Origin of the sequence: Chloroflexus sp. (assembly GCF_034435895.1) — a bacterium.
Lineage (GTDB): Bacteria > Chloroflexota > Chloroflexia > Chloroflexales > Chloroflexaceae > Chloroflexus.
Window position 1 is genome coordinate 1 of record NZ_DAOTWH010000270.1, and the last position, 9790, is coordinate 9790.

General features: G+C 60.9%; 8 protein-coding genes and 1 pseudogene. 7 read left to right on the forward strand and 2 right to left on the reverse strand.

The window, feature by feature from the left end:
* Window positions 1-430: 430 nt before the first annotated feature.
* A complete protein-coding gene (locus tag U9R81_RS20095) occupies window positions 431-898 on the reverse strand; it encodes a cyclic nucleotide-binding/CBS domain-containing protein (protein WP_342673061.1) in 468 nt (155 codons plus the stop codon).
* Window positions 896-2233 (reverse strand): annotated as a pseudogene (gene icd / locus U9R81_RS15350) (NADP-dependent isocitrate dehydrogenase); the annotation flags it as partial. The pseudogene icd and the gene U9R81_RS20095, both read right to left, overlap by 3 nt.
* Window positions 2234-2718: 485 nt before the next feature.
* Here icd and U9R81_RS15355 point away from each other — a divergent pair.
* The 7 genes from U9R81_RS15355 to nuoG form a co-directional block, all read left to right on the forward strand.
* Window positions 2719-3075 (forward strand): NADH-quinone oxidoreductase subunit A, encoded by a 357-nt coding sequence (locus U9R81_RS15355; RefSeq protein WP_322496307.1) that lies wholly within the window; start codon window positions 2719-2721, stop codon window positions 3073-3075.
* Entirely contained in the window at window positions 3066-3590 is a 525-nt protein-coding gene (locus U9R81_RS15360) for an NADH-quinone oxidoreductase subunit B (protein WP_066790044.1), read from the forward strand. The genes U9R81_RS15355 and U9R81_RS15360 overlap by 10 nt, the downstream gene beginning before the upstream one ends.
* A gap of 1 nt (window position 3591) precedes the next feature.
* Window positions 3592-4110, forward strand: coding sequence for an NADH-quinone oxidoreductase subunit C (locus U9R81_RS15365; RefSeq protein WP_322496308.1), 519 nt, complete (start codon window positions 3592-3594; stop codon window positions 4108-4110).
* Between the two features lie 3 nt (window positions 4111-4113).
* Complete coding sequence (nuoD, locus tag U9R81_RS15370) at window positions 4114-5349, forward strand: NADH dehydrogenase (quinone) subunit D (RefSeq protein ID WP_322496309.1); 1236 nt, start codon at window positions 4114-4116, stop codon at window positions 5347-5349.
* A gap of 227 nt (window positions 5350-5576) precedes the next feature.
* A complete protein-coding gene (locus tag U9R81_RS15375; RefSeq protein ID WP_322496310.1) occupies window positions 5577-6269 on the forward strand; it encodes an NAD(P)H-dependent oxidoreductase subunit E in 693 nt (230 codons plus the stop codon).
* Between the two features lie 42 nt (window positions 6270-6311).
* Window positions 6312-7616, forward strand: coding sequence for an NADH-quinone oxidoreductase subunit NuoF (nuoF, locus tag U9R81_RS15380; protein ID WP_322496311.1), 1305 nt, complete (start codon window positions 6312-6314; stop codon window positions 7614-7616).
* A gap of 304 nt (window positions 7617-7920) precedes the next feature.
* The coding region (gene nuoG, locus U9R81_RS15385) for an NADH-quinone oxidoreductase subunit NuoG (RefSeq protein WP_322496312.1) at window positions 7921-9790 on the forward strand (1870 nt) is incomplete at its 3' end.

Sequence of the window (9790 nt, forward strand, 5' to 3'; positions counted from 1 at the left end):
GCCCGCGGCGCCGAATTCCTCCCCGGCACGGCCTGCTTCGCCGAACCCGGCCACGGCGACGACGCCATCCGCCTCGCCTTCAGCTTCCAAAGCAGTGACCAGATCGAAGAAGGCATCGCCCGCATCGGCGCCGCCTTCAACGATCTGTAAGGCGCAGAGGGGGCAAAGACACCGTAGAACGGCTGTCCGGCTCCGCAAAGAACGCCAAGAATCTTAACGCAAAGACGCAGTAGAGCCGGACGGCTGTCCGGCTCTGCGAAGGACGCAAAGACGGGAAACGCAAAGGCGCAGAGATCGCAAAGGACGCTAAGAATTGTTGTAGGGTTGGGGTACAAGCATGCTCGTACCATCCCCAAAAACCCTTCGCGCTCTCTGCGACCTTCGCGCCTTTGCGTTAAAAAATCTCTGCGCCCTTGCTCCCTCTACGCCTTTACTCCGCGACGTGGCTGAAGATATCGGTCTCCGAGATGATCCCGATCGGCTCGCCGTTTTCAACCACCGCCAGCCGGCGGATATTGCGCTCGACCATCAACGCCGCGCACTCAGCAATCGGCGTCTCTGGACTGACGCTCAACAGTGGCCGCGAGGTCAGATCACCCACGGTTAGGCCATTAACGGCGCGCCCTTCGCGCACTACCTTCTTCAGCACGTCACGCATCGTCATAATGCCCCACTGACCGCTCGCGTCAGGCTTGACGATCACCGAATGGATATTGCGCCCGCGCATGTAGATCGCCGTCTCGCGCAGCGACGCCTCCGCCGGCACCGCCACCACGGCCCGCGTCATCACCGCCCCTACGCTGTCGTGCGGATAGACCTTGCCATCAGCCCGGCGCAAAATCTCCGGCCCAAAGGTCTCTTCGGGGTGCGGCACCTGCCCGGCAGCGATCTTCTCCATGTTAGCGATGATCAAGCTGCCGAACTCGGATGTCTTCACCTCGCGCGCGCCCTCCATCAAGCGGGCAAAGTCGTAGGTGACAGTCTTATCGGCGATGGTACGCTCAAGCCCGGCGATAATCAGGTCGGCGGCTTCCGCCCACCCCATATAGCGCAGCATCATCTCGCCCGACAGAATCACCGAACCGGGGTTCACCTTGTCGAGGTCGGCATACTTCGGTGCGGTGCCGTGGGTCGCCTCGAAGATCGCGTGGCCGGTGACATAGTTGATGTTGCCGCCGGGAGCGATGCCAATCCCGCCTACCTGCGCCGCCAGCGCATCCGAGAGGTAGTCGCCGTTGAGGTTCGGCGCGACGATCACATCAAACTCATCGGGCCGCGTCAGCACCTGCTGGAAGATAATGTCAGCGATCGTGTCCTTGACCAGAATTTTGCCGCTGGCCAGCGCCTCTTTCTGCTCGGCGTTGGCCGCCGCCTCGCCGCGCGCCGCCTTGGTGCGCTCCCACTGCGCCCACGTGTAGACATAATCACCAAAAGCGCGCTCGGCATACTCGTAGGCCCAATCGCGGAAGGCGCCCTCAGTGAACTTTTGGATGTTCCCCTTGTGCATAATGGTGATGCTCTTCCGCTTGTAGTTGATCGCGTACTGGATCGCCGCCGCCATAAGCCGCTCAGTACCGATGCGGCTGATCGGCTTGATGCCGACACCGACCTCGATCCGACCCTCCGGCGCCTCGCCAATCAACTGGCGGAACTCGTCGGTCTTTTCCGGGGTGCCGAAGCGAATCTTGTCAAAATCTTTCGGAAATTCGCGCTGCAAAAATTCGATAATCTTGGCTGCTTCCGCGCTGCCTCCCCGATACTCGATGCCGGTGTAGACATCTTCCGTGTTCTCGCGGAAGATCACCATATCAACCTTTTCCGGATGCTTGACCGGTGAGGGTACGCCGGCAAAGTGGCGCACCGGACGCTGGCAGACGTAGAGGTCGAGATGCTTGCGTAGGGCCACGTTCAGCGAGCGGATGCCGCCGCCGACCGGTGTGGTGAGCGGGCCTTTGATCCCGACCAGATACTTTTGAAAGATCTCGATTGTTTCATCCGGCAACCAATTGCCGGTTTGCTGGAAAGCCTTCTCGCCGGCCAAGACCTCGACCCACTCGATCTTGCGCTTGCCGCCGTAGGCTAGCGCAACCGCCGCATCAAACACGCGCACGCTGGCCCGCCAGATGTCGCGACCCGTGCCATCGCCCTCAACGAAGGGAATGATCGGGTGATCGGGCACCTGCAAGCGCCCGTTAACAATTTGAATGACCTCGCCTGCTGGCGTCGAGTTCATCGCTCTGCTCCTTCACACCTTACAATAGATTGCGGCCTGTATTATAGCCGACAATTGTTGTCTTGACTACTGGTTATTGTTGCCATATGATTCCATAGGTTACTATCAAGTGTCTGCACACCTCCTGCACGAAATTGTAAGGCGCCGTAGAGCCGGACGGTTGTCCGGCTCCGCAAAGAGCGCGAAGAACGCTAAGGTTGCAAAGGTTTTTTGGGGGATGGTACAAGCGCGCTTGTACCCCAACCATTAATAAATCACACCTTTGCGCCCTTTGCGATCTCTGCGTCTTTGCGTTTCCCGTCTTTGCGACCTCTGCTCGCTCTGTGCCTTTGCCTCGTTCTCAGTTGCACAGGTATGTTCAGACAGATCGCACCGGCAATTTCCTTAGATCGTGCTGATTGACACAACCCTGAACACAGGTATAATTCCTTTGACACCTCCGTCTGCGCTGGCTGGTTCCGCGATTGCACGCTGAGAGGCCGCTTATGTTTGACGCCTACATTCCGGTGCTGATCCTCTTTCTGATCGCCGTGTTTATTGCCGCCTTCGTGATCACCTTCTCGGCCCTGCTTGGCCCGCGCCGCAGCACCCCGCGCAAGCTCGCGCCCTACGAATCGGGCATGGATCCGGTCGGCCCGGCAATCCGGCGCATCCCGGTCAAGTTCTACGTCGTGGCGATGTTGTTCATCGTGTTCGATATCGAAGTTGTCTTCTTTTATCCGTTTACGCTCGTCTTTCGCGACCTTGGTCCGGCTGGCCTTGCGGTCATGGGTGTCTTCTTTGTGGTGTTGCTCGTCGGCTTTGTCTACGAGTGGAAGAAGGGGGCGTTGCGATGGGAATAGAAGAAAAGGCCGGCAATTTGGGCATTGTCACCACCACCCTTGAGACGGTGGTGAATTGGGGCCGCACTAATGCGATGTGGCCGTTGCTGTTTGGTCTCGCCTGTTGCGCGATCGAGATGATGGGGGCGCAGGCGAGTAATTATGATCTTTCCCGCTTTGGCATGGAGCTGAACCGCGCTTCGCCGCGCCAAGCCGATCTGATGATTGTTGCTGGTCGGGTGTCGCGCAAGATGGCCCCGGTCGTGCGCCGGCTATACGACCAGATGCCCGAACCCAAGTGGGTCATCGCGATGGGTGATTGTGCGGCATGCGGCGGGATTTTCAATAACTACGCGATTGTCCAAGGTGTTGATGAGGTGGTGCCGGTCGATGTCTATGTCGCCGGTTGCCCCCCTCGCCCCGAAGCCTTGATCGATGGCATTATGATGCTCCATCAGAAAGTGATGCGCGAGAAGATCAACGGCAAGAAGGAAGCGCCGATCCGGATTGAGCATCCGCTTGTGCAGGTGAAGTAGTATGAATAATCAGACGGTGCTTGCCGCGTTGCGCGCAAAGGTTGGCAAAGAGATACTGGCGGTGAGCGAGTTCCGTGGCGATCTGAGCGTAACCCTAACGCCGGCTGGCTATCTGGCTGCGGCCCAGCTCTTGCGCGATGATCCAGAACTTGCGTATACCTTTCTCGAAAATCTCTGCGGGGTCGATTATCTTGGCCGTAAGCCGCGCTTCGAGGTGGTGGCCCACCTCACCAGTATGCGCCATCGCCATCGCGTCTGTCTCAAGGTTGGCTGCGATGAGCCGAACCCGGCGGTTCCCTCGCTGACCTCGCTCTTCCCCACCGCCAATTATCAAGAGCGTGAGACGTTTGACTTGCTAGGGATTACCTTCACCGGCCATCCCTCGCTCACCCGCATCTTGTTGCCCGATGATTGGGTCGGCCACCCGCTGCGCAAGGATCATCCGCTCGGCGACGAAGAGATTGCGTTTTCGTTTAACCAAGACCGCATCTACGCGCGCAAGCCGTTTGCGAGGGAGTAGTGTATGGCCGAACCGATTACTGTCCCTACCCCCCAACAGATCATTGAGCCGGCCATCGCCGGGCGCACCGAAACGATGGTGCTGAATATGGGGCCACACCACCCCAGCACGCACGGTGTGTTGCGCTTGGTGCTCGAACTCGATGGCGAAGTCGTGGTCAATGTCGCTCCCGATGTCGGCTATCTCCATACCGGCATCGAGAAGACGATGGAGAGCAAGACCTACCAGAAGGCGGTGGTGTTGACCGACCGCATGGATTATTTGGCCCCGCTCTCGAATAATCTCTGCTATGCGCTCGCGGTCGAGAAGTTGCTCGGCGTTGAGATTCCCGAACGCGCTCAGATTGCCCGCGTCTTGCTCACCGAGTTGCAGCGCATTTCGTCGCATCTGGTCTGGCTCGGCACCCATGCCCTCGATCTAGCGGCAATGAGTGTCTTTCTCTACGCCTTCCGCGAGCGCGAGCAGATTCTCGATATCTTCGAGCTGGTCTCCGGCGCGCGCATGATGACCAGCTATTTCCGCATCGGCGGTCTTGCCTACGATCTGCCGACGGATTTCATCCCCACTGTCGAGCAGTTCCTCGCCATTATGCCATCCCGCATCGACGAGTACGAGGATCTGCTGACCGCCAATCCGCTCTGGCTGGAACGCACCGTTGGCGTCGGTGTGATCGACGCCCAGTCGGCGATTGCCCTTGGCCTCACCGGCGCCAACCTGCGCGCGACTGGCGTCGCCTACGATGTGCGCAAAGCGATGCCCTACAGCGGCTATGAGACCTACTCGTTTGAAATTCCGATTGGGAAGAATGGAGACATCTACGACCGCTATCGCGTGCGCATAGCCGAGATGCGCCAGAGCGTCAAAATCGTGCAGCAGGCGACCGATCGCCTGCGCGAGTTGGGGCCGGGGCCGGTGCTCACATCCGATCGGAAAGTGGCCCCGCCGCCGAAACACGAGATTACCGAGAGCATGGAGTCGCTGATCCACCACTTCAAGCTGTGGACAGAGGGCTTCAAGCCGCCGCGCGGCGATGCCTACGTGAGCATCGAGTCACCCCGCGGTATTCTCGGCTGCTACGTGGTGAGCGACGGCAGCCCCAAGCCGTGGCGGGTTCACTTCCGCGCGCCATCGTTCATCAATTTGCAGAGTCTGGCCTACATGGCCAAAGGCCGGCTAGTCGCCGATCTGGTCGCGCTGATCGCCAGCCTCGATCCAGTCCTCGGCGAGGTCGATCGCTGACATATCACCCCTCCCCCAGCGGGAGAGGGGCTGGGGGGGAGGGGTCCTCCCCCCCCCACACGGGAAGCGGGGCTGGGGGTGAGGGGTCCTCCCCCCCACACGGGAAGCGGGGCTGGGGGTGAGGGGTCCTCCCCCCACACGGGGAGAGGGGCTGGGGGTGAGGGGTCCTCCCCCCACACGGGGAGAAGGGCTGGGGGTGAGGGGTCATCTATACCACGGAGGAGACCGTGACGCTACTTGAAACCCATCAAGCTGAAATCGAGGCCATCGTCGCTCGCTACGCCAGCAAGCGCAGCGCGGTGTTGCCATTGTTATACCTTGCCCAAGACACCTACGGCTATCTGACTGATGACGCCATTCGCGAGGTGGCGGCGATTTTGGAATTGCCGGCCACTGATGTTTTTGAGGTGGTCGGGTTTTATACCCTCTTCTACAACCGACCCGTCGGGACGTGGGTGCTGCAAGTGTGCGATGATGTGCCCTGTTGTTACTGCGGTGCCGAAGAGCTGATCACGGCGCTCAAGCAGACGCTCGGCATTCGCGAAGACGAAACCACACCCGACGGGATGTTCACCTTGCAGCGGGTGAAGTGTTTAGCCGCGTGCGACCGCGCGCCGGTGTTGCAGGCAAACCTCGATTATGTGTACGATGTCACCCCTGATCGAGTGCAGGCGCTGTTGAACGATCTGCGCGCACGCGCTGCTGAAGCACGCAAGCGCGGCGTTAGTGGCCGCTTCGCCGAAGATTACGAGTTCACTCGCGATGGCCGGCTGGTACAGATCGAGCGGTTTGCTCCCTACCGTCCGCGCGAGTTTGTGATTGAGCCACCCGCTGCACCGGCGCCGGCGCCGCCGTCGGTGGCCCCCAAAGCCGATGCCGGGCTTGACCGGCCTGATACCCGCAAGGCCTCGCCGTTGTGATGCCGCGCCGCTGTTGTTGGGCGCGCTAGAAAGTTGAGTGCGATGGGGCTGAGTGAACATATTGTGATGCGGGAACTCGATATTCCCGAGATTGCCGATTTTGAGGTCTATCGCCGCCACGGCGGCTGGGAAGCGTATCGCTATGCGCTGACCGAAAAGACGCCGGCTGATATTGTCCAGATGGTGAAGGAATCGGGCTTGCGCGGGCGCGGCGGCGCTGGCTTCCCTACCGGCATTAAGTGGGGCTTTCTGCCCAAAGGCGTCTATCCCCGCTACCTGCTCTGCAACTGCGACGAGTCTGAACCGGGGACGTTCAATAACCACCAGATTATCGACAAGAATCCCCACCAGTTAATCGAAGGGGTGGCCTTATCGGCCTACGCCATCGAGGCCAATGTGGCCTATATCTATATGCGCGGCGAATTCGCCGCCGCTGCGCGCACGCTCGAACGGGCGATTGCGCAGGCCTATGCCGCCGGCTTTCTTGGCAAGAAGATTCTCGGCGCCGATTTTGATCTCGATATCTACGTTCATCGCGGTGCCGGGGCCTATATCTGCGGCGAAGAGACAGCGTTGATGGAGTCGCTGGAGGGCAAGATCGGCCAGCCGCGTCTCAAGCCGCCGTTCCCCGCTGTGGCTGGCCTGTACGGCAAGCCGACGATTATCAACAACGTCGAGACGCTAGCCAACGTGCCGCGCATTGTCGAGAAGGGGGTGGCGTGGTACCGTTCGCACGGTACCGAGAAGAGTCCCGGCACCAAATGCTTTTCGCTCAGCGGTCACGTCAATCGTCCCGGCAACTACGAGTTGCCCTTTGGCGTGCCCTTGCGCGAACTGATCGAATCGCCCGAATATGGCGGCGGGATGAAGGGTGGCCGTCCGGTGAAGATTATCATTCCCGGTGGCGCATCCGCGCCGTGGCTCACCGCTGACCATCTCGATGTGCCGCTCGATTACGAGAGCATCGCCGCCGCCGGTTCGATGCTCGGTTCCGGCGCAGTGATTGTGCTCAACGATACCGTCTCGGCGCCGCACGTCGCTTACAAGATGGACGAATTTTTCAAGCACGAGAGCTGCGGCAAGTGTACTCCCTGCCGCGAGGGCACGCACTGGCTCGTGCGCGTGCTCCATCGTATGGTTGAAGAGGGCCATGCCACCGCTGCCGATATTGATACGCTGCACGGCATCTATCGCCAGATGGCCGGCAACTGCTTCTGCCTGCTCGGCGAAAGCGCCGTCATGCCGATCAAGAGCGCCTTGCAGCTCTTCCCGCACGAATTCGAGGCGCTGGTGAAACAGAGCAGCCGCCGGAATGGCCATCATATCCCGCTGCTGGCTCACCGGTAGGCCGTTGCGAGAGGTAGGGAGCAGGGAGTAGGGCGATAGAGCGATGAATTTGCACCTCTCCATCCCGCTACCTGAGATACAGCAGCTCCCCTCTCCCCGTAAACGGGGAGAGAGGTTGGGGGTGAGGGGTCATCCCCACGTCAGCAGGAGCAGGGCCGGAGGCCAACCTCCCCTCTCCCAGCGGGGGTGGGGGTGGGGGCACAATGCAGTGCAGCACACCAAGCAGCTCCCCTCTCCCCGTAAACGGGGAGAGGGGTTGGGGGTGAGGGGTCATCCATCCGTTCCTAGAATAGGGTAACGTACAATGCCAGATGTGACGCTTACCATCGATGGAGTGCAGGTGACGGTGCCTGCCGGTACCAATATTGTTGATGCGGCTCGCCAAGCCGGGATCGCCATCCCAGTCTTCTGCTACCATCCGCGCCTTAAGCCGGTCGGTATGTGCCGGATGTGTCTGGTGGAAGTCGGTACTCCCAAGATCGATCCGGCTACCCGCCAGCCGGTGCTCGATGCCAATGGCCAGCCGGTCATTGCAATGATGCCGAAATTGCAGACCGCCTGTACCACGCCGGTCAGTCCGGGAATGGTGGTGTTGACCACCACCGAACAGGTGAAGTTTGCTCAGCGCGGCGTGCTCGAGTTTTTGCTGACCTCGCACCCGCTCGATTGCCCGGTGTGCGATAAAGGCGGCGAGTGCCCGTTGCAGAACTTGACGATGGGTTGGGGGCCGGCGGTCTCGCGCTTCGATTATAACGATAAGGTGCATTTCGAGAAGCCGGTGAAGCTCGGCGACTTGATCTATCTCGATCGCGAGCGCTGCATCCTCTGCGGGCGCTGCGTCCGCTTCCAAGATGAGATTGCCGATGACCCGGTGCTCGGTTTTGATAACCGGGGCCGCAATTGGATGATTATCTCGAAGTCGGATCCGCCCTTCAACAGCAAGTTCTCTGGTAATACGACCGATATTTGCCCGGTGGGGGCGCTCACCAGCAGCGATTTCCGCTTTAAGGCGCGGGTGTGGGAGTTGCAGAGCAAGCCGGTGGTCTGCACGCTGTGCCCGGTTGGCTGTAACCTCACCCTCGATATGCGCCACGACCGCCTCATGCGGGTGATGCCGCGCGAGAATGCGGCAGTGAACGATATCTGGATTTGTGATAAGGGTCGTTATGGCCATCGCTTTACCGAGCTGCCCGATCGCCTGACCACGCCGTTGGTGCGGCGCGATGGTAAGCTGGTGCCGGTCAGTTGGGACGAAGCGCTGGAGCAAGTGGCCGATCGGTTGACGATTATCCGTGCGCGGCACGGCGCCAGCGCCTTGGCTGGTTTGGCTGGGCCGCACCTGAGCAACGAAGACCTCTACCTTTTCCAGAAGCTGCTGCGCGAGTTGGGCAGCGAGAACATTGACACCGGCAGCGGCGGGCCGGCGGCGCTCCCTCCCGATGAGATCGGCGGTCTGCTCGCTCCCGGCCCCGGCACCGATCTGAGCAAACTCGGCGCGGGGACGGTAGTGTTGGTGGTTGGGGCCGATCCCGAAGAGGAAGCGCCGCTCTATCTGCTGCGGCTGCGCGGGATTGCCCAGCGCGGCGGCAAGCTGGTCGTCGCTGGTCTGCGCCCAGCCAAGCTCGATCGCTCGGCGACGAAAGTGGTGCGCTACCGGCCCGAAGGTGAATTGGCGTTTGTCTATGCTCTGCTCAAGGCGGCGCTTGAAGCGGGTGGCAAGCCGGCAGCGCTCGATTGGGTGCATGGATGGAATGAACTGCGCCGAGCGGTAGGCCAGTCGAAGCTCGCTGATTTGGCGGCGGCGTGCGGGTTGCCGGTGGCAGAGTTGGAAACGCTCGCGAAAGACTTTCTCGCCGCTGAGCAGAGCTTGATCGTGTATGGCTGGGAAGCGCGCAGCGCCGGCCCGGCTCTGACCGAGGCGCTGGCGGCCTTGATGATGCTGACCGGTCGGGCCGGCACAGCGAACAATGGTATCATTGCCTTGTTGGCGGGCGGCAATAGCCGCGGTGCCATCGAGATGGGAGTGCGTCCTGATGCTGGGCCGGGTTATGCGTCGCGCAAACAGCGCGGCCTCGATGCCAACGGCATCTGGGCTGCGGCGCAGGCCGGCAAGGTGCGCGCCATCTGGCTGGCCGGCATCGATCCGGCGGCGAAGCTGCCCGCGGCTCGCGCGG

Coding starts and splice junctions, on each gene's coding strand:
- U9R81_RS20095 (WP_342673061.1), bottom strand. CDS start 898: ATGGAGAAGATCGCTGCCGGGCAGGTGCCGCACCCCGAAGAGACCTTT.
- U9R81_RS15355 (WP_322496307.1), top strand. CDS start 2,719: ATGTTTGACGCCTACATTCCGGTGCTGATCCTCTTTCTGATCGCCGTG.
- U9R81_RS15360 (WP_066790044.1), top strand. CDS start 3,066: ATGGGAATAGAAGAAAAGGCCGGCAATTTGGGCATTGTCACCACCACC.
- U9R81_RS15365 (WP_322496308.1), top strand. CDS start 3,592: ATGAATAATCAGACGGTGCTTGCCGCGTTGCGCGCAAAGGTTGGCAAA.
- nuoD (WP_322496309.1), top strand. CDS start 4,114: ATGGCCGAACCGATTACTGTCCCTACCCCCCAACAGATCATTGAGCCG.
- nuoF (WP_322496311.1), top strand. CDS start 6,312: ATGGGGCTGAGTGAACATATTGTGATGCGGGAACTCGATATTCCCGAG.